The sequence below is a fragment of the Macrococcus equi genome (genome assembly GCF_047426745.1).
Lineage (GTDB): Bacteria > Bacillota > Bacilli > Staphylococcales > Staphylococcaceae > Macrococcoides > Macrococcoides equi.
In genome coordinates this window covers 212,753-232,147 of sequence record NZ_CP179732.1, presented here as the reverse complement: position 1 = coordinate 232,147, position 19,395 = coordinate 212,753, and the positions used below count along the sequence as shown (strand labels likewise).

The 19,395-nt window shown below is 35.3% G+C and carries 17 protein-coding genes; all 17 read left to right on the top strand.

All coding sequences use genetic code 11. From position 1 onward, the window contains the following. The first annotated feature begins 55 nt into the window (after positions 1–55). The 17 genes from secA to ACMGE6_RS01080 all read left to right on the top strand — a co-directional run bounded on the left by secA (position 56) and on the right by ACMGE6_RS01080 (position 19,394). On the top strand, positions 56–2,584 hold the full coding sequence (gene secA / locus ACMGE6_RS01160) for a preprotein translocase subunit SecA (RefSeq protein ID WP_414047795.1): 2,529 nt from the start codon (positions 56–58) through the stop codon (positions 2,582–2,584). Between the two features lie 5 nt (positions 2,585–2,589). Next, a protein-coding gene (gene prfB, locus ACMGE6_RS01155; RefSeq protein WP_414044748.1) for a peptide chain release factor 2 occupies positions 2,590–3,691 on the top strand; the annotation gives its coding sequence in 2 pieces (ribosomal slippage) (positions 2,590–2,652 and positions 2,654–3,691; 1,101 coding nt in all). Between the two features lie 255 nt (positions 3,692–3,946). After that, positions 3,947–4,261, top strand: a complete 315-nt coding sequence (gene cccB / locus ACMGE6_RS01150; RefSeq protein WP_414044747.1) for a cytochrome c551 — start codon at positions 3,947–3,949, stop codon at positions 4,259–4,261. A 118-nt stretch (positions 4,262–4,379) separates the two neighbouring features. Then, positions 4,380–5,366, top strand: a complete 987-nt coding sequence (locus tag ACMGE6_RS01145; RefSeq protein ID WP_414054136.1) for a LysM peptidoglycan-binding domain-containing protein — start codon at positions 4,380–4,382, stop codon at positions 5,364–5,366. A 357-nt stretch (positions 5,367–5,723) separates the two neighbouring features. Continuing rightward, positions 5,724–6,164 (top strand): CHAP domain-containing protein, encoded by a 441-nt coding sequence (locus ACMGE6_RS01140; protein ID WP_414044745.1) that lies wholly within the window; start codon positions 5,724–5,726, stop codon positions 6,162–6,164. 157 nt (positions 6,165–6,321) lie between these two features. Beyond that, positions 6,322–6,861: a TlpA family protein disulfide reductase gene (locus ACMGE6_RS01135; protein ID WP_414047798.1), complete on the top strand. Its 540-nt coding sequence runs from the start codon at positions 6,322–6,324 to the stop codon at positions 6,859–6,861. Between the two features lie 15 nt (positions 6,862–6,876). After that, a complete protein-coding gene (locus tag ACMGE6_RS01130) occupies positions 6,877–7,524 on the top strand; it encodes an HD domain-containing protein (RefSeq protein WP_414054135.1) in 648 nt (215 codons plus the stop codon). Then, a complete protein-coding gene (locus ACMGE6_RS01125; RefSeq protein ID WP_414054134.1) occupies positions 7,521–7,751 on the top strand; it encodes a DUF2198 family protein in 231 nt (76 codons plus the stop codon). Before ACMGE6_RS01130 ends, ACMGE6_RS01125 begins: the two co-directional genes overlap by 4 nt. A 99-nt stretch (positions 7,752–7,850) precedes the next feature. Further along, the gene (uvrB, locus tag ACMGE6_RS01120; protein WP_414044741.1) at positions 7,851–9,830 is read left to right on the top strand and encodes an excinuclease ABC subunit UvrB; all 1,980 of its coding nucleotides are present in this window, start codon (positions 7,851–7,853) and stop codon (positions 9,828–9,830) included. 4 nt (positions 9,831–9,834) lie between these two features. Further along, positions 9,835–12,657 carry an excinuclease ABC subunit UvrA gene (gene uvrA / locus ACMGE6_RS01115; protein WP_414054133.1) on the top strand — a complete coding sequence of 941 codons (2,823 nt, stop codon included), beginning with the start codon at positions 9,835–9,837 and terminating at the stop codon, positions 12,655–12,657. A 105-nt stretch (positions 12,658–12,762) separates the two neighbouring features. After that, on the top strand, positions 12,763–13,692 hold the full coding sequence (gene hprK, locus ACMGE6_RS01110) for an HPr(Ser) kinase/phosphatase (RefSeq protein ID WP_414054132.1): 930 nt from the start codon (positions 12,763–12,765) through the stop codon (positions 13,690–13,692). A gap of 1 nt (position 13,693) precedes the next feature. After that, positions 13,694–14,521, top strand: a complete 828-nt coding sequence (gene lgt, locus ACMGE6_RS01105; protein WP_414054131.1) for a prolipoprotein diacylglyceryl transferase — start codon at positions 13,694–13,696, stop codon at positions 14,519–14,521. Continuing rightward, entirely contained in the window at positions 14,514–14,996 is a 483-nt protein-coding gene (locus tag ACMGE6_RS01100) for an acyltransferase (protein WP_414044737.1), read from the top strand. The genes lgt and ACMGE6_RS01100 overlap by 8 nt, the downstream gene beginning before the upstream one ends. A 26-nt stretch (positions 14,997–15,022) precedes the next feature. Next, on the top strand, positions 15,023–16,441 hold the full coding sequence (locus ACMGE6_RS01095; protein ID WP_414054130.1) for a tetratricopeptide repeat protein: 1,419 nt from the start codon (positions 15,023–15,025) through the stop codon (positions 16,439–16,441). Between the two features lie 55 nt (positions 16,442–16,496). Next, the gene (trxB, locus tag ACMGE6_RS01090; protein WP_414054129.1) at positions 16,497–17,423 is read left to right on the top strand and encodes a thioredoxin-disulfide reductase; all 927 of its coding nucleotides are present in this window, start codon (positions 16,497–16,499) and stop codon (positions 17,421–17,423) included. A gap of 89 nt (positions 17,424–17,512) precedes the next feature. Beyond that, the gene (gene rapZ / locus ACMGE6_RS01085; RefSeq protein WP_414044734.1) at positions 17,513–18,415 is read left to right on the top strand and encodes an RNase adapter RapZ; all 903 of its coding nucleotides are present in this window, start codon (positions 17,513–17,515) and stop codon (positions 18,413–18,415) included. Beyond that, positions 18,402–19,394, top strand: a complete 993-nt coding sequence (locus ACMGE6_RS01080; RefSeq protein WP_414054128.1) for a gluconeogenesis factor YvcK family protein — start codon at positions 18,402–18,404, stop codon at positions 19,392–19,394. Before rapZ ends, ACMGE6_RS01080 begins: the two co-directional genes overlap by 14 nt. Position 19,395: the final 1 nt, after the last annotated feature.

Below are 19,395 nucleotides of genomic sequence, written 5' to 3'. Positions count from 1 at the left end.
GTGCTATTATTATTAGATGTAGACGTATGCATACGTATTAAAAGGAGAGAACACAATGGGATTCATTAAAAAGATGTTAGACGGCAACAAAAGAGAATTGAAGACGTTGTCAAAGATTGCTACAAATGTAATAGCATTAGAACAAGAAATGGCTTCGTTATCAGATGAAGACCTTAAAAATAAAACAGCTAAATTTCAAGCAGATTTAAAAGCGATTGAAGATTATAGAAAACAAGAAAAATATTTAGACGATATTTTACCAGAAGCTTTTGCGATTGTGCGTGAAGCTTCGACACGTGTATTAGGTATGACGCCATTTAAAGTACAGATAATGGGTGGTGCTGCGATTCACCGTGGAGATATTGCTGAAATGAGAACCGGTGAAGGTAAAACATTAACTGCAACGATGCCCGTATACTTAAATGCGTTAACTGGTCGTGGTGTACACGTAGTAACAGTCAATGAATATTTATCAAGCACGCAGGCAGAAGAGATGTCTCAGCTGTATAATTTCTTAGGATTATCTGTTGGGGTGAATTTAAATCATTTATCGACTGAAGAGAAAAGAGCGGCTTATAATGCAGACATTACTTACAGTACGAACAATGAATTAGGATTTGATTACTTACGAGATAACATGGTGACGTATAAAGAAGAACGTGTAATGCGTCCGCTTAACTTTGCGATTATCGATGAGGTTGACTCTATTTTAATCGATGAAGCACGTACACCATTAATCATCTCAGGACAAGCAGAAAAATCTACAAGTATGTACATTCAGGCGAATGTCTTCGTAAAAATGCTTAAAGATGAAGAAGATTATAATTACGATGAGAAGACAAAAGGTATTCAACTGACTGAGCAAGGTATAGATAAAGCTGAGAAAATGTTTAAAGTTGATAACCTATATGACGTTAAAAATGTTAACTTAATGCACCATATTAATATTGCATTAAAGGCGAATCGTTCTATGCTACGCGATGTTGATTATGTAGTACAAGACGGTGAAATTGTTATCGTCGACCAATTTACAGGACGTACAATGCCTGGACGTCGTTTCTCTGATGGTGTCCATCAGGCGATTGAAGCGAAGGAAGCTGTTGAAATTCAAAATGAATCAAAAACAATGGCATCGATTACGTTCCAGAATTTCTTTAGAATGTACAATAAATTATCGGGGATGACGGGTACTGCAAAAACAGAAGAAGAAGAATTAATGAATATCTATAATATGGCAGTTACTCAAATTCCGACGAATAATCCGATTGCCCGTGTCGATGCTGCTGATCTCATCTTTGCCTCTGAGAAAGGTAAATTCCACGCAGTAGTTGATGATGTCATTGCACGTCATAAGCAAGGACAACCAGTCTTACTTGGGACAGTTGCTGTAGAAACAAGTGAGTATATTTCTGACTTACTTAAGAAACGCGGCATCCGTCATAACGTATTAAATGCTAAGAACCACGAACGCGAAGCAGAAATTGTTCAATTAGCAGGACAAAAAGGTGCTGTAACGATTGCAACGAACATGGCTGGTCGTGGTACGGATATTAAATTAGGTGAAGGTGTAAAAGAATTAGGTGGATTAGCCGTTATTGGTACTGAGCGTCACGAATCACGTCGTATAGATGATCAGTTACGTGGACGTTCAGGTCGTCAAGGTGATCCAGGTTACTCAAGATTCTACTTATCACTGCAGGATGAGCTGATGGTGCGTTTCGGTTCTGAACGTATGCAGTCGATGATGACGAAACTTGGGATGAATGATGAAGCTCCAATTGAATCTAAGATGGTTTCACGCGCTGTAGAATCTGCTCAAAAACGAGTAGAAGGTAACAATTACGATAGCCGTAAACGTGTATTAGAATATGATGATGTCTTACGTAAACAGCGTGAAATTATCTATGAAGAGCGTAATGAAATATTAGAAACTGAAGACTGTTCTGAAATGGTTCGTGGAATGATTGAACAATCTGTACGCCGTGCTGTGGATTATCATTTTGCGGGTGAAGAAGATACTGCAGAATATGAAACATTTGTTAATTACGTAGAAGATATGTACTTAACTGAAGGTGCTTTAAATGTTGAAGATATTAAGCGTCGTGATAATGATGAAATTTATGAGATTGTCATGGCAGCTGTTGAAAAACAATTAGCACATCAGCAAGTTGAATTAGGTGAACAATTCCATGAATTTGAACGTATGATTCTTTTACGTACAATCGACATGAAATGGACAGATCATATTGATACGATGGATCAGTTACGTACAGGTATCCATTTAAGAAGTTATGGACAAATTAATCCATTGCGTGAATATCAAAATGAAGGATTAACGATGTTTGATGCGATGCTTGAAAATATCGAAGATGATGTGAGTAAATACGTGTTGAAATCAATCGTTGAAAAAGATGATACATTAGAGCGTGAACAGGTAGCAAAAGGTGAGGCGATGGTTGCAAACGATGGTAAAGAAAAAGTGAAACAGCAACCAAAAACAAAATCTACACCTGATATCGGCCGCAATGAACCATGTCCTTGTGGTAGTGGTAAGAAATATAAAAATTGTCATGGAAGAGAGTAATTTGTATGGAACAATTTGAAATAAAAAATTTACTTGCTGAAATACAGGAAAAATTAGATAGTTTTAGGGGGTCTCTTTGACTTAGAAGAAAAGGAGACGAATATTCAGGAATACGAAGAAATGATGGCAGATCCAGATTTCTGGAATGATGGAGATAAAGCACAGGACATTATCAATAAAAACAATGCTTTAAAAGAAGTTGTGAATGGATTTAATGCGCTTGAAGAAAAGTATGAAAATATTGAAGTGCTGATTGAGATGTTAAAAGAAGAATCAGATAAAGAAAGTGAAGAAGAGCTGATTAGTCAACTGAATAGTCTTTCTGATGATACGAATGCATTTGAACTAAAAATGTTACTTGATGGTGAGTTTGATGCAAATAATGCCATATTAGAATTACATCCAGGTGCAGGCGGAACGGAATCACAAGACTGGGGAGAAATGCTGCTACGTATGTATCAGCGATTTGCTGATAAACGTGGATTTAAAGTTGAAACACTTGATTATTTGCCTGGTGATGAAGCCGGGATAAAGAGTGTTACTATCTTAATTAAAGGTCATAATGCCTATGGCTACTTAAAAGCTGAGAAAGGTGTGCATCGTTTAGTACGAATCTCACCATTTGATTCATCAGGAAGACGCCATACTTCATTTGTATCGTGTGAAGTGACACCAGAATTAAATAATGAAAATATAGAAATTGAAATTAATACAGAAGATATTAAAATTGATACGTATCGTGCAAGTGGTGCCGGTGGACAACATATTAATACAACAGATTCTGCTGTGCGTATCACGCATATACCTACAGGAATCGTTGTTACCTGTCAAAATGAACGTTCACAAATTAAAAACCGTGAACAAGCGATGAAGATGTTAAAAGCGAAACTTTATCAGCGTAAGATAGAAGAACAGGAAGCAGAACTTGCAGCAATTCGTGGAGAACAAAAAGAAATTGGCTGGGGTTCGCAGATACGTTCTTATGTATTTCACCCATATTCAATGGTTAAGGATCACCGTACTAACGCTGAAACAGGAAATACCGGGGCCGTAATGGATGGAGATCTTGATTTATTCATTGATGCTTACTTAAAATCACAGTTATAAAAAAGAGGCTGTCTGCAATGCCTTTTGGCGCGTAGAAACTGGAGAAAATCCATAAAAAATCGTTTTTTGATTTCTGAGGATTTTTGAAGTTTATCTGCGCCAGCATTGAAGACACCGTTTAAAAAAGAGGCTGGCTGCAATGCGTTTAGCCTTAATCGAATCAAATATATGATGAATAAAAGTGGAGGACATAATTTTGTCACCTCCACTTTTTTTAGTATAATTAAAGTAAATTTATAATATTGGGGGATTATCATGAAAAAGTTATTAACTGGTTTAGCACTGTCAGCATTAGTTCTTGGCGCATGTGGTAATGGAGAAGAACAGAAGACATCAGAGAATAAATCAAATGATCCAGGTAGAGAGGCGTTTGCAAATAGTTCTTGTATTGGATGTCATGGTAAGGATTTAGAGGGTGGCAGCGGACCAAATTTAACAAAGGTGGGCGGCAAATATTCTGAACAGGAGATACTTAAAATCATCAAAAATGGTAAAGGTGCAATGCCGAAAAATTTAGTGGAAGGCAAAGATGCAGAAAAGATTGCGAAGTACCTTGCAAAACAAAAATAGTCATCTGTGGATTTACATTAAAGATAATATTACAAGTGCGTAACAACGAACAGTATGCCATGGGGATATGGTATATTATTTTTAAAATATGGATATTGCAGGAGGCATTTGTAATATTATGAGAAAAATCATAATGTCAGTTATTGGTGTATCAACGATTACTATAATTGCATCACAAGCAGAAGCAAGCAATTATCTTGTTAAATCTGATGATACACTCTATACAATAGCTAAAGAAACAGGTACAAGTGTTTCACAGCTTAAACAAATCAATAAATTAAAAAGCAATGAAATTATTCCGGGCCAGAAAATTAAAGTAACGCTTAATGATTATTATCGTGTCAAAGATGATGATACTGTTCAAAGTATTGCAAAGCAGTTTAAGATTACTCCATTTGAAGTCCGATTTTGGAATAGACTTGAATCAAATACTTTAACACCAGGAAAAAAATTAATTGTTTCAGAATATGCATATCGTAAGGTTAGAGATAAAAAGAATGTATCCGGTCGCGTTGCACCTGCTTTATCGCCAGATTCAGTGCAATTTTTGAATCAATTACAGCAGGAAGCAAACGCACAAAGTTTTGACAATGAACCATTAGATCGTAATGAAATAAAGATTGATTTAAGCAACACAGAAGAGACAGCACAAGAAGAGACAATTTCGAATCAGACGGATGAATATACTACATCAAATTATTTAGAGGATAGCAGTGACAGTACTAAGGCCGAGGATGAAGTCATTCCAGCCTCTTTTGTATCAGAAAACAATGATGTTGCGCGTATCGCACATCTGATTGCAAAAGGTAAAATTTATATTTATGGTGCAAACTCAGCACATGCAGTAGATTGTTCAGCATTTGCTCAGCAAGTACTCGCTGCTTTAGGGAAAGAAATTCCTCGAACAACTTATGCACAAATGGCTGTAGGACAAAAGGTGTCCGATCCTAAACCAGGTGATTTAGTATTTTTTAATGATGGCAGTCATGTTGGAGTATATATCGGTGACGGTAAAATGGTTGATGCATTAAATCCTAAAGCAGGTGTTGGCGAGCGTGCAGTAAATTATATCAACGGCACAGTAACCGGTTATTATCGCTATTAACCACTGGAAATAAAATATTAAAGTTTAAAACACGAAGGATTTCCTTCGTGTTTTTTGATTATGTATAGAAAATAATTTATATAGTTTTTTTATGGAGTGAATAGGTTCTTAATTTTTTGAATATTATTATATCAAAAAAGTAGTTGTAATAAAGTTAAAGTTGTATTGAATGTTTCATTTCATTCTATATTTTGTAATAAAGATGCAATTTTTTATGATTGATATAACACTTATATTACATATATGTAACATTAAAATATTGTATAAATTTTATGGTATTATCATTTTTGTTGGGAAATAAATGATTTATTATACATAACAATTTTAAACAAAAAACTATCGGAGGAAAGAGAAATCATGAAAAAAATTGTATTATCTTTTATTACTGCTATGATGTTATTGACTACTGCCGAACTTACAGAAATCACACCACAAACACAAATTAAAACAGCGGAAGCTGGTTCATATGGGTACTCAAACCCTTACTACTGGGGCAGTTGTGCATATTATGCGTATCAACGTCGTGCTCAATTAGGTCGTCCTGTCGGAAGATATTGGGGCAATGCAGCAAATTGGGCATATAAAGCGCGTTATGCAGGTTACAAAGTGAGAAGATCACCAATCAAAGGTGCGGTACTTGTTTCACAAGCCGGATATTACGGACATGTAGCAGTGGTTGAGCGTACATATAGAAACGGTTCTATTCTTGTATCTGAAATGAATTATCCACGACAAGGCGTAAAAACTTACCGAGTAATTCCTAGATATCAAAAGAGTAATTACCAATATATCTATTAATCATCAGAATTTGAATTAATATATCAATAAAATGAATATTCTTTTCAGAAGATAACACAGTAGCTGTTATCTTCTTTTTTATTTTCATTTCATCAAAGGTTTAAACTTAGTATTAAGTACGCTATGATAGACATAATAATGAATTGAGGGTGAAGGAATGAAACATCTTATTACAATGATATTATTAATCATTTTTTTGTGTTTAGCTGGATATAGTGTCTACCAGGTTACTGAATTTAATCGTTCAGCTGATAATGAACAGAAGGTCGTAACGCATCAACATCCTATCAATAATAAGTTTATCAGTCATTTAAAAATTAAGGATTTAGATAATGAGAACACCCACTTAAAAGATCAATTGAAACATGACATTAATATCATTAATTTCTGGGCTTCGTGGTGCGAACCTTGTAACAATGAAATGCCTGAGCTTGTAAAATTTAATCAGGAAAAGCCTAATCATGTTGGTCTGATTGGCATGAATGTACAGGATAAGGAAAGTAAGCGTATGGCATTTATTAAGAAATATAAAGCTCATTATCCTATGTTTATACTGAATGAAAAGCAAATGAAGCAATATAAAATTTATAATATTCCTACGACGCTTTTCGTGAATAAAGAAGGTAAAGTTATAAAAACTTATGTAGGTGAATTAGATCGTCATAAATTAAACGTGATATTAAAAGATTTAAAGTAGCTAAGGAGGTATAGAATGGGAGTACATCAATATTTCAAAAGTTTATCTGATTTAGAGAAATTAATTCGTTGTCCTGGTAAGTTCAAATATCAGGAACATAATGTAGCGAGCCATTCATTTAAAGTGACAAAGATAGCGCAATACTTAGCAACAGTCGAAGAACATCACGGAACGCTTATTAACTGGAAGAATGTTTATGAGAAAGCATTAAATCATGATTATCCTGAAATTTTTACAGGTGATATTAAGACACCTGTCAAATATGCATCAAAGGAATTGAAACAATTATTCAGCGATGTAGAAGATCAGATGATTGCTAAATTTATTGACTCAGAATTTCCACAGGAGTATCGAGCAATCTATCATGAAAGGTTAAAGGAAGGTAAAGATGATACGATTGAAGGGCAGATTCTATCAGTAGCCGACAAAATTGATTTGTTATATGAATCTTTTGGAGAGATTCAAAAGCGTAATCCTGAACCCTTATTCTTCGAAATATATGAAAAAAGTTTACGTACAATTATAAAATTCGATCATCTGTATTGTGTGCAGGATTTTCTGGATAATATCCTACCTGAAATGTTACAGGAAAAGTTTATCCCACGTTCTGAATTAAAGGAATTAACAGTTTCTATTCTTAAGATAAAAGAGTCAGATCTATGACAATTTGGTACTGGCTGGCATTTTTATTACCTGCATTGATGGTTGTCACATTTAGTATGATTGTTAGAAATAAATATACCGGTATGATTCTTTCTACGATTGTTATTGGTGTATCTGTATATAAGGGGTTCTTTCATTCTGAAATGATTGTTTTTTTAGATACTGTAAGTTTGATGATAGGATACTTAATTGTAGAATTTTATAAATTAGATCAAACACATGATTAGTAGCTCAACAATACATTGTTGGGCTACTTTTTATATCGAACAAATGTTTGTATTTTATGAATTATTTTTGGTAAACTATTATCGATAAGGAGGGCGAATATGGAACATCATCCATTTGTGATTCATTCAGATTATAAGCCGGCTGGTGATCAGCCGGAAGCAATCAGTAAGATAGTAGAAGGTATAAAAGCAGGTAAACGCCATCAAACATTATTAGGTGCAACAGGTACAGGTAAGACATTTACGATGAGTAATGTGATTAAAGAAGTAGGAAAGCCAACTTTAATAATGGCCCATAATAAAACGTTAGCAGGGCAGTTGTACAGTGAATTTAAAGAGTTTTTTCCAGAAAACAGAGTCGAGTATTTTGTAAGTTACTATGATTATTATCAACCTGAAGCTTACGTACCCTCTACAGATACATTTATAGAAAAAGATGCATCAATCAACGATGAGATTGATAAATTACGTCACTCTGCAACAAGTGCTTTATTTGAACGCGATGATGTCATTATTATTGCGTCGGTGAGTTGTATTTACGGTTTAGGTAATCCTGAAGAATATAAGGATATGGTCGTGAGTATGCGTGTAGGTATGGAGATAGAACGTAATCAGTTATTACGCAAGTTGATTGATATTCAGTATAGTCGTAATGACATTGATTTTAAACGTGGTACATTTCGTGTGCGTGGTGATGTGGTAGAAATTTTTCCCGCTTCACGAGATGAGCATTGTGTAAGAATTGAATTTTTTGGTGATGAGATTGAGCGCATTAGAGAGATTAATTATCTTACTGGAGAGGTCTTGAAAGAGCGAGAACATTTCGTAATTTTCCCTGCCAGTCACTTCGTAACACGTGAAGAAAAGATGAAGATAGCCATTCAGCGTATTGAACAGGAATTAGAAGAGCAACTTAAGAAATTTAGAGCGGAAGATAAATTACTTGAAGCTCAGCGTCTTGAGCAACGTACGAACTATGATCTGGAAATGATGCGCGAAATGGGATTCTGCTCTGGTATCGAGAACTATTCCTTGCATCTAACCCTCAGAGAAAGAGGGGCGACACCTTATACTTTACTGGATTACTTTGGTGATGACTGGTTGATTATGATGGATGAGAGTCATGTTACATTACCTCAAGTTCGTGGTATGTATAATGGTGACCAGGCGCGAAAAAATGTCTTAGTCGAACATGGTTTCAGATTGCCAAGTGCGTTAGATAATCGTCCATTAAAGTTTGAAGAGTTTGAACAGAAAGGTCATCAGTTTGTATATGTTTCTGCAACTCCTGGACCTTATGAAATTGAACATACTGATGAAATGGTTGAACAGATTATTCGACCGACAGGCTTACTGGATCCTATTGTAGAAGTACGTCCATCAGAGCATCAGATTGATGATTTAATGGAAGAAATCAGACAACGTATCGAAAAGAATGAACGCGTACTGATTACGACATTAACTAAAAAGATGAGTGAAGATTTAACAACGTATCTTAAAGAAGCGGGGATAAAAGTAAATTATCTGCATTCTGAAATCAAGACGTTAGAGCGTATAGAGATTATCCGTGATTTAAGATTAGGTGTATTTGATGTACTGGTAGGTATTAACTTACTGAGAGAAGGTCTGGATATTCCTGAAGTATCTTTAGTAGCAATACTTGATGCTGATAAAGAGGGCTTCCTGCGTAGTCACAGATCATTGATTCAGATTATTGGTCGTGCAGCACGTAATGATCAGGGTAAAGTAATTATGTATGCTGATAAAATGACAGATTCAATGAAGATAGCCATAGATGAAACGAATCGTCGTAGAGAGATACAGCAGGCATATAATGAAAAACATGGTATAACACCGATGACTATTAATAAAAAAGTACGTGATAAAATCAGTGCTACGATAGATGTTGTTGATGAATTACCAAAAGAAAATAAGAAAAAGAAAAAGCTTACAGCAAAAGAACGCAATGCATTAATGCAGGAGATAGAATTAGAAATGAAAGAAGCAGCTAAAGCGCTTGACTTCGAACGCGCAACAGAGCTGAGAGATATATTATTTGAGCTTAAAGCTGAAGGGTGACATTATGAAGAATAAATCAATCATTGTGAAAGGTGCACGTGCACATAATTTAAAGAATATTGATATAGAAATACCCCGTGATAAATTAGTCGTGATGACGGGTTTATCAGGGTCAGGAAAATCAAGTCTAGCCTTTGATACCATTTATGCGGAAGGTCAACGCCGTTACGTTGAATCGCTAAGTGCATATGCTCGAATGTTTCTTGGCCAGATGGATAAACCGGATGTCGATGTTATTGAAGGTTTATCACCAGCCATCTCTATCGATCAGAAGACAACGAGTAAAAATCCACGTAGTACAGTAGCGACTGTTACAGAAATCTATGATTACCTACGATTATTATATGCCAGAATTGGTGTACCTTATTGTCCGGAGCATGGAGTACCGATTGAGTCACAAACCATTCAGCAAATGGTAGACAGAGTAATGGAAATGGAAGAACGTACAAAAATTCAAATATTTGCTCCGGTGGTTCGTGGCCGTAAAGGTACACACAAAAAATTAATCGAAGAGATTTCAAAAAAAGGGTACGCACGAATTCAGGTAGATGGAGAGGTCTACGATATTACTGAAGACATAGATTTAAATAAAAATCAAAATCACGATATAGATGTTGTCATCGACCGTTTAGTTGTAAAGCCTGGTATTGAAGCACGACTTGCAGATTCACTGGAGAACGCTATTCGTCTATCTGATGGTAATGTTATAGTAGATGTTATTGGTGGGGAGCAAGTTAAATTCTCCGAAAATCACGCTTGTCCGATATGTGGTTTTTCAATCGAAAAATTAGAACCTAGAATGTTTTCATTTAACTCTCCATTTGGTGCTTGTCCGGATTGTGACGGTTTGGGTACAAAGTTAACAGTTGACCTTGATTTAGTTGTGCCGGATAAATCACTAACACTTGAAAAGGGTGCCATTGTGCCATGGGAACCTATTAGTTCTAATTATTATCCGACGTTACTTAAACAAGCATGTAAACATTTTAAAATCAGCATGAAAAAACCGTTTGAAAAACTTTCGAAAAAAGAACAAGATATTATTCTCTATGGTCATCAAGATGAAATAGAGTTTACATTCAGACAGGATAACGGTGTTACCCGCAAGCGTAAAATGCAGTATGAAGGTGTGATGAATAATATTGAACGTCGTTATAAAGAAAGTCCTTCAGAATATACGCGTGAACAAATGCAAAAATATATGGTGGATGAAGCTTGTCAAACATGCCACGGCTACCGATTATCAAAAGAAGCGATGAGTGTAAAAATTAAAGGACTTCATATTGGTGAAGTAGTAGAATTTTCAATTGGAGAAGCGCTTAAATATTATAATGAGATTGAGCTCACTGAAAAAGAACAGCAGATTTCTAAGCTCATTTTAAAAGAAATTACTGAAAGATTGAGCTTCCTGAATAATGTCGGTCTGGAATATTTAACTTTAAATCGTGCAGCGGGCACATTATCAGGTGGAGAAGCACAACGTATACGCTTAGCTACGCAGATTGGTTCTCGTCTGACTGGTGTCATGTATGTATTAGACGAACCTTCTATCGGATTACATCAGCGTGATAATGATAAACTGATAGATACTTTAAAATCTATGCGAGACATGGGGAATACTTTGATTGTTGTAGAACATGATGAAGATACGATGCTTGCAGCAGATCATTTAATTGATATTGGCCCTGGAGCTGGTGTTCACGGTGGGCAAATTGTTGCACAAGGAACGCCTAATCAAGTTATGAAAAACAAAAAATCTTTAACGGGTCAATATTTAAGTGGTAAAAAACAAATTGAAATGCCGGAAACACGACGTAAACCTGATGGCAGATTTTTGACGATTGAGAATGCGACGAGCAATAACTTAAAAGGTGTGTCAGTAAATATTCCACTCGGTATGACGACGCTTGTAACCGGAGTTTCAGGATCTGGTAAAAGTAGTCTTGTAAATGATGTGTTATATAAAGCACTAGCTCAAAAATTATATAAAACGAAAGCTAAACCTGGTCCACATGATAAGGTTACTGGAATCGAACATATCGACAAGATTATTGATATCGACCAATCACCGATAGGTCGTACACCACGTTCTAACCCTGCGACTTATACTGGTTTGTTTGATGATATCCGAGATGTTTTTAGTCAGACGAATGAAGCAAAATTACGAGGCTATCAAAAAGGACGTTTCAGTTTCAATGTTAAAGGTGGTCGCTGTGAGGCTTGCCGTGGTGATGGTATCATAAAAATTGAAATGCACTTCTTACCAGATGTGTATGTTCCATGTGAAGTATGCGGAGGTAAACGTTACAACCGTGAAACGCTGGAAGTTACTTATAAAGATAAAAATATAGCGGATATTCTGGATATGACAGTAGAAGATGCTTATCATTTCTTTGAAAACATACCTAAGATAAAACGAAAGCTAAAAACAATTGTCGATGTAGGTTTAGGATATGTTAAACTCGGACAACCTGCAACGACACTTTCGGGCGGAGAAGCGCAACGTGTGAAACTTGCCAGTGAGCTACATCGTCGTAGTAACGGCAAAACATTATACATTTTAGATGAGCCGACAACAGGATTACATGTTGACGATATAGCTAGATTATTAAAAGTACTTAACAAACTTGTTGAAAATGGAGATACAGTACTCATTATCGAGCATAATCTGGATGTAATTAAAACAGCCGATCATATTATTGATTTAGGACCAGAAGGTGGAGATAATGGTGGAAAAATCATTGCCATTGGTACTCCTGAACAAATTATGGAAGAGCAGGCATCATATACTGGACAGTATTTAAAACGACATGTTGAAAGAGATTAATGATAAAGGACGCTGACATCAATTTGTCAGTGTCCTTTATCGTTTTAAATTGTAATATTGATAAAAGTTATTTAATATTAAAGTATTGGATATTGGAGGTAAATGATGATAACAAGCATAGAATTAATAGAGAAGTTCGATCTGGAAATTATTGCAGGTAATGTTGCGATTGAAATACCGATTATTAACACGAATATCTCAAGACCAGGTTTAGAAATGGCGGGGTTCTTCTCACATTACTCTTCTGACAGAATTCAAGTGCTGGGTACGACTGAGATGTCTTTTTTTGAAACTTTAAGTAAAGAAGACAGAGCAGAGAGAATGCAAAAATTATGCCGTAAAGAAACGCCTTGTATTATATTAACCCGTAATATTGTAGCTCCTGAAGAATTAATTGATGCTTGTAATCGTAAAGGTACACCGCTACTGAGCAGTAGCGATGTGACGACAAGTTTAATCAATAAAATATCTTCATATCTTGAGCGAGAACTTGCACCTGAAACTAGTCTGCATGGTGTGCTTGTAGATGTCTATGGTGTTGGGGTATTAATTACAGGAGATTCAGGCGTAGGTAAAAGTGAAACAGCTTTAGAACTTGTTAAGCGAGGCCATCGTTTAGTAGCTGACGATAATGTTGAAATAAAAGAAATTTCTAGAAATGTACTGATGGGAAAAGCGCCCAAACTTATTGAACATTTACTTGAAATTCGAGGGTTAGGTATTATCAATGTGATGACGCTTTTTGGAGCAGGTAGTGTGTTGCCGGAGAAGCGTCTAATGTTAAATGTTAATCTTGAATTTTGGGCAAAAGATAAAGTATATGACCGTGTCGGATTAGTCGAAGAAACACTAACGATACTTGATTCTAAAATAACGAAAAAAACTGTGCCTGTAAGACCTGGTCGAAATTTAGCAGTCATCATTGAAGTAGCTGCAATGAATTACCGTTTAAATAAGATGGGGACTAATACAGCGAAAGATTTTAATGACAGATTAAATGCACAGATTAAAAATCAATCTTTAAAGGAGATATAAAATGCTTTTAAGTTTAAACCCGATTGCACTTGAACTAGGACCTATTCAAATTCGATGGTACGGGGTTATCATCGCTTTTGGTATTATGCTTGGTTACTTACTTGCACAGCGTGAAACAGATAGAAAGAATTTCCCCGACAATACACTGATTGATATTGTTATCGGTTCTGTGATTGTAGGTATTATTTGCGCACGTATTTATTATGTAATATTTGAATGGGGATATTATAAAGAACATCTTTCAGAAATTCCCATGATAATGAATGGTGGTATTGCAATTCACGGTGGTTTAATCGGTGCATTAGGAATGGGATATTTTTTAACAAGAAAAAAAGGTATATCTTTCTTTCAAATGGGAGATATTGCAGCACCAAGCATTATTTTAGGTCAAGCGATTGGACGCTGGGGAAATTTTATGAATCAGGAAGCGCATGGTGGTGAGGTTTCAAGAAGTTTTTTAGAAAACTTACATATTCCAAAATTTATCATCAATAATATGAACATAGATGGTATCTATTATCATCCTACATTTTTATATGAATCATTATGGAATCTTTTAGGATTCATTATTTTAATGTTGCTTCGTAAACATTTAAAGATAGGTCAAACATTACTTACATATGCGATCTGGTATTCAATAGGACGTTTCTTTATAGAAGGAATGCGTACAGACAGCCTGATGCTTACAGAACATTTACGTATGGCTCAAATGATTTCACTAGCGATAATACTTTGTGCAATCTTAATTTGGATATATCGTAATTTCAAATATAACTTACCGAAATATAAAGATATTAATCATCCGATGAGGCATTCAAACGATGCGTAGAACAACAAGTGTTCATACAAAAGACGTTAATCCGTTATGGCACATGTATCGCACAGTACCTTTTTTAAAAGTGGCCAAAAATTTTATGATTATAGAACTAGGTAGAATTTGTCCGTCTGTTCAACTGAAAAGAAAGTTATATCAATCGATGCTAGGTATGAAAATAGGAAAACATACATCGCTAGCGTATAAAGCGATGCCAGACTTAATGTTTCCTGAACGAATTACAATTGGAGATAATTGTGTCATAGGATACAATGCCACAATGTTAACCCATGAATATTTAATTGATGAATATCGTGTTGGTAATATAGAAATAGGTTCTAATGTACTTATCGGTGCTAACAGTTTAATACTGCCTGGCGTTAAAATTGGTGATCATGCAACAATAGGCGCAATGACGGTTGTTTCCAAGGATATTCCGGCAAATTCTTTTGCTTATGGAAATCCTGTTATAATAAAAAATAGGCTTTAATAAAGAAAAGATAAGGGGTGAAATGAGTGGATAAAATTATAAAATTTCCAAGCAATGAAGATGAATTTTATAAAATTGGCTTGAAGAAACAAAGTCAGCAATCTTATGATGAAGCCATCTCATTTTATGTCAAATCCCTGAAAAAAGAGAATAGCTGGACGGTCAATAAAAGCTTATCAGAGTGTTTACAATTGATTGGCCGATATGATGAAGCTGAAGAAACGTTAATCAAGTATTTAAGCACTGATTTTAATTGTGTAGACGTATTTTATGAATTAAGCCAATTATTTATTAAGCGTCGGGATCCGAATAAAGCATTCCTGTTTGGTATGTATTATTGTCTTCATGCAGATGATATGAACTATCTTGATGAATTACAAAAGTTATTTGAGGTTTTCTATGAAGATCAGTCAAAGGTCGAAAGTGAAAGCGAAAGTTTTGTGGTGCATTACATTTTCCAGAACTTTTTTCAAGATGTTAATTATGAACTCGCACTGGATTGGATTAATTACCAGCCAGTAGATATCCAGCAGCGCCCTGAGATTAGAAATCTTAAAGCAATGACGTTACTTTTTACAGGGCAATATAATGAGAGTGCTGCAATGCTCGAACAATTACTATCAGAAAACCCAACTGATATTCATGCGCTGTGTCATTATACGTTATTATTATATAATACAAATCAAACCGAGGCATATGAATCATACTTAAAACGACTGAAGAAAATTGTTCCCATTAATGACGAAGAAAAATTTAAATTAGGCATCGTATTAAGTTTTCTGAATAAGTTTGAAGCATCGCATGAATTGCTGCTGCCTCTATACAAAAAAGGCAAGTTTATCAACAATCAGATGATGCATGCATTAAGTTTTAATAGCTATGCTTTAGGACAGTTTAAACAATCTGATATGTTTTGGGAAAGTCTTTTAGAAATGGTTGATAATCCGGGACTGAGTCCAAGGCAAATCTATGAAGGTCATCAATATCTTAATCAGGAGATATTACCATTAATAGAGCATATTGATCGTAATCATCGTTTGATAGGTATTTTTCTAATTTCTCAGATGAAAGATAAGACGTTCATTATTAACCGAAAAATCTGGGATATTCTAGAAGGGATGCCCGATTTTGAAAAGCTATACTTGTCATATGTTTTTCATAATATCAATCTAATAAAGTTGGATTTTATTCATCGAGGTCTTAAAATCTTAAATGATGAAATATATGATATTGCACTGTTTGATTACTGGATAGATAAAGCTGAAGCAATCATTGAAGCTAAGCTGGATCTAAAAAATATCAATGCATATGTTGCTGTTTGTTATTTTCTGTATATGCGTTTATCGAATGATAAAATAACAAAGCGAGAAGTCATCGAAAAGTTTAACACTACGCGTTATCATTTTATAAAGGTTTATGATACCTTCAAGCAAAATAATATTTAAAAACGATGATCTATTGTATATTGAACATACGAATTGAATTAATGGAGGTAAAACAATGACAGAAGTAAAAGAATATGATGTAGTAATTGTCGGAGCTGGACCTGCAGGTATGACTGCAGCAGTTTATGCATCAAGAGCAAATTTATCAACGATTATGGTAGAACGTGGTATGCCTGGTGGACAAATGGCCAATACTGCAGATGTTGAAAATTTTCCTGGCTTTGACGTAATTACAGGACCTGATCTTTCTACGAAAATGTTTAACCATGCACAAAAATTTGGTGCTGAATACACATATGGAGATATCAAGTCAGTTAAAGTAGAAGGCGATTACAAAATTGTGGATTTAGGTGATAAGCAGTTGAAAGCAAAAGCACTGATCATTGCTACAGGTGCGGAATATAAAAAAATCGGAGTACCAGGTGAACAAGAACTTGGTGGACGTGGTGTTTCTTATTGTGCAGTATGTGATGGAGCTTTCTTCAAACAAAAGAATCTAATCGTAATAGGTGGTGGCGACTCAGCGGTTGAAGAAGGTGTTTACTTAACGAAGTTTGCAGATAAAGTAACGATCGTTCATCGTCGCGATAAATTAAGAGCACAAAAGATTTTACAGGATCGTGCTTTTAAGAATGACAAAGTAGATTTTATCTGGAATTCAACATTAAAATCTATCAATGGTGAAAATAAGGTGACTTCAGTGACACTTGTTGATAATGAAGGAAAAGAATCAACGATTGATACGGATGGTGTTTTTGTTTATATCGGTATGCAACCTCTTACGAAACCATTCCTTGATTTAGGGATTACAGATGAAGCGGGTTACATCATTACTAATGATGAAATGGAAACAAGTGTTCCAGGTATCTATGCTGCTGGTGACGTGCGTGTTAAAAAATTACGTCAAATCGTAACAGCTACAGGTGATGGTAGTATTGCAGCCCAAAATGCACAACATTATATTGAAGCATTAAACGATTAATTAAATAAATGAGAATAGATACGCATTAGCGTGTCTATTTTTATGAATTCATGTATTATATTAGTAACAGCTTCTTAAGGGGGATATCGATGAATAATGAAGAGAGCTTTAAAAAGTTAGTGATTGTCACAGGAATGAGTGGGGCAGGAAAATCTGTAGCAATTCAGTGTCTTGAAGATTTAGGCTATTTTTGTGTAGATAATCTGCCACCTATTTTATTACCTAAATTTGTTGAATTGATGCAAGATAATCATCAGTCAATGTCACGTGTAGCAATAGGTGTTGACTTACGTGGTAAAGACTTTTTTGATAATTTAAGAGAAGAACTTCAAAATATAACAAACTTAACTGAAATATTAGTTCAAGTATTATTCATTGAAGCACAAGATAATGTGCTGGTCTCACGTTATAAAGCAACACGTCGTACTCATCCTATTGCATCCGGAGGTACACCACTGGATGCTATTAACGAGGAACGTCGACTACTTGCAGATTTACGTGGTGTAGCGACACATATCGTTGATTCTACAGACTTTAAGCCAAAAGAATTACGCTCGAAAGTGATTGAATTATTCGGTTCAGGTAAAGATAATATATTCTCAATCAACGTGATGAGTTTTGGATTTAAACATGGTATCCCTATCGATGCTGACATCGTATTTGACGTACGTTTCTTACCCAATCCGTATTACATTGAAGCGCTAAGACCTTTAACTGGAATGGACGCTCGTGTCTATGACTATGTGATGAAATGGAAGGAAACTGAGATATTCTATACTAAATTAATGGATTTACTTAAATTTGTTATCCCTGGTTATATGAGAGAAGGTAAGTCTCAAGTTGTGATAGCAATTGGTTGTACAGGAGGACAGCATCGCTCAGTAGCTTTAGCTGAGCGTATCAGTAATGAACTGATAGATTTCTTTGATTTTGATTTAAATACTCGCCATAGAGATGCATTAATTGAAGGCATAATTGATGAGAAGGCTTAAAATCTGTCTGATTGGCGGAGGAACAGGATTATCTGTAATGGCGAGAGGATTAAAGCATTATCCTGTAGAAATAACGGCAATCGTAACGGTGGCAGATGATGGTGGCAGTACAGGTAAGATTCGGGATGTTATGGATATACCTGCACCCGGTGATATCAGAAATGTGCTTGCAGCATTAAGCGACGTTGAGCCGATGCTTGAAAAACTTTTTCAATATCGTTTTAATGATGAAACACTAGGTGGACATCCGGTAGGTAATCTCATGCTGGCTGCAATGACTGATGTAACAAGCGATTTTGGACATGCTGTGAAAGAGCTAAGTAAAATTCTTAATGTAAAAGGTACGGTAATTCCTTCGACGAATACAAGTCCTATTCTTAATGCGATAATGGAGGATGGTGAAATTGTAGTTGGAGAGTCACTTATCCCTTTAAAAGATAAAAAAATTGATAGTGTATTTCTTACCCCATCCAATATCAAACCGATGACCGAAGCAATTGAGGCTTTACTGGAATCAGATTTGATTGTGATGGGACCAGGAAGTTTATATACGAGTATTATTCCAAATCTGGTACTAGATGAACTTGCTCAAGCGATTGTCAAAAGTAACGCAAAGAAATTATATGTTGCAAATATTATGACACAACGCGGAGAAACCATCGATTATTCAGTAGCCGATCATATTGAAGCAATACATGAGCATGTAGGACAATCCTTTATTCAATTTGTCATTGCAAATAATGCGCAGTTTCCGCATAAGATACATGATAATTATGCACGAAATAAATCAACCTTTGTTGTATGTGACGATGAGCGCATTCGAAAAATGGGCATTGAATTAATTACCGATAATGAACTTGTAGATATTAACCTTGATGGGATTGTCCGCCACAATAATGAAATACTCGCTGATATGATCTATGAATTAGCACTAAGTGAAATTAGCACGATTGAGTTTAACCAGAAAGAAGGCGACTAAG

What these genes read in the sequence shown, in the direction of transcription:
- ACMGE6_RS01125 (WP_414054134.1), top strand. Translation starts at nt 7,521, where the DNA reads ATGACAATTTGGTACTGGCTGGCATTTTTATTACCTGCATTGATGGTT.
- ACMGE6_RS01100 (WP_414044737.1), top strand. Translation starts at nt 14,514, where the DNA reads ATGCGTAGAACAACAAGTGTTCATACAAAAGACGTTAATCCGTTATGG.
- ACMGE6_RS01080 (WP_414054128.1), top strand. Translation starts at nt 18,402, where the DNA reads ATGAGAAGGCTTAAAATCTGTCTGATTGGCGGAGGAACAGGATTATCT.
- ACMGE6_RS01130 (WP_414054135.1), top strand. Translation starts at nt 6,877, where the DNA reads ATGGGAGTACATCAATATTTCAAAAGTTTATCTGATTTAGAGAAATTA.
- uvrA (WP_414054133.1), top strand. Translation starts at nt 9,835, where the DNA reads ATGAAGAATAAATCAATCATTGTGAAAGGTGCACGTGCACATAATTTA.
- secA (WP_414047795.1), top strand. Translation starts at nt 56, where the DNA reads ATGGGATTCATTAAAAAGATGTTAGACGGCAACAAAAGAGAATTGAAG.
- rapZ (WP_414044734.1), top strand. Translation starts at nt 17,513, where the DNA reads ATGAATAATGAAGAGAGCTTTAAAAAGTTAGTGATTGTCACAGGAATG.
- ACMGE6_RS01145 (WP_414054136.1), top strand. Translation starts at nt 4,380, where the DNA reads ATGAGAAAAATCATAATGTCAGTTATTGGTGTATCAACGATTACTATA.
- lgt (WP_414054131.1), top strand. Translation starts at nt 13,694, where the DNA reads ATGCTTTTAAGTTTAAACCCGATTGCACTTGAACTAGGACCTATTCAA.
- cccB (WP_414044747.1), top strand. Translation starts at nt 3,947, where the DNA reads ATGAAAAAGTTATTAACTGGTTTAGCACTGTCAGCATTAGTTCTTGGC.
- uvrB (WP_414044741.1), top strand. Translation starts at nt 7,851, where the DNA reads ATGGAACATCATCCATTTGTGATTCATTCAGATTATAAGCCGGCTGGT.
- ACMGE6_RS01135 (WP_414047798.1), top strand. Translation starts at nt 6,322, where the DNA reads ATGAAACATCTTATTACAATGATATTATTAATCATTTTTTTGTGTTTA.
- trxB (WP_414054129.1), top strand. Translation starts at nt 16,497, where the DNA reads ATGACAGAAGTAAAAGAATATGATGTAGTAATTGTCGGAGCTGGACCT.
- ACMGE6_RS01140 (WP_414044745.1), top strand. Translation starts at nt 5,724, where the DNA reads ATGAAAAAAATTGTATTATCTTTTATTACTGCTATGATGTTATTGACT.
- hprK (WP_414054132.1), top strand. Translation starts at nt 12,763, where the DNA reads ATGATAACAAGCATAGAATTAATAGAGAAGTTCGATCTGGAAATTATT.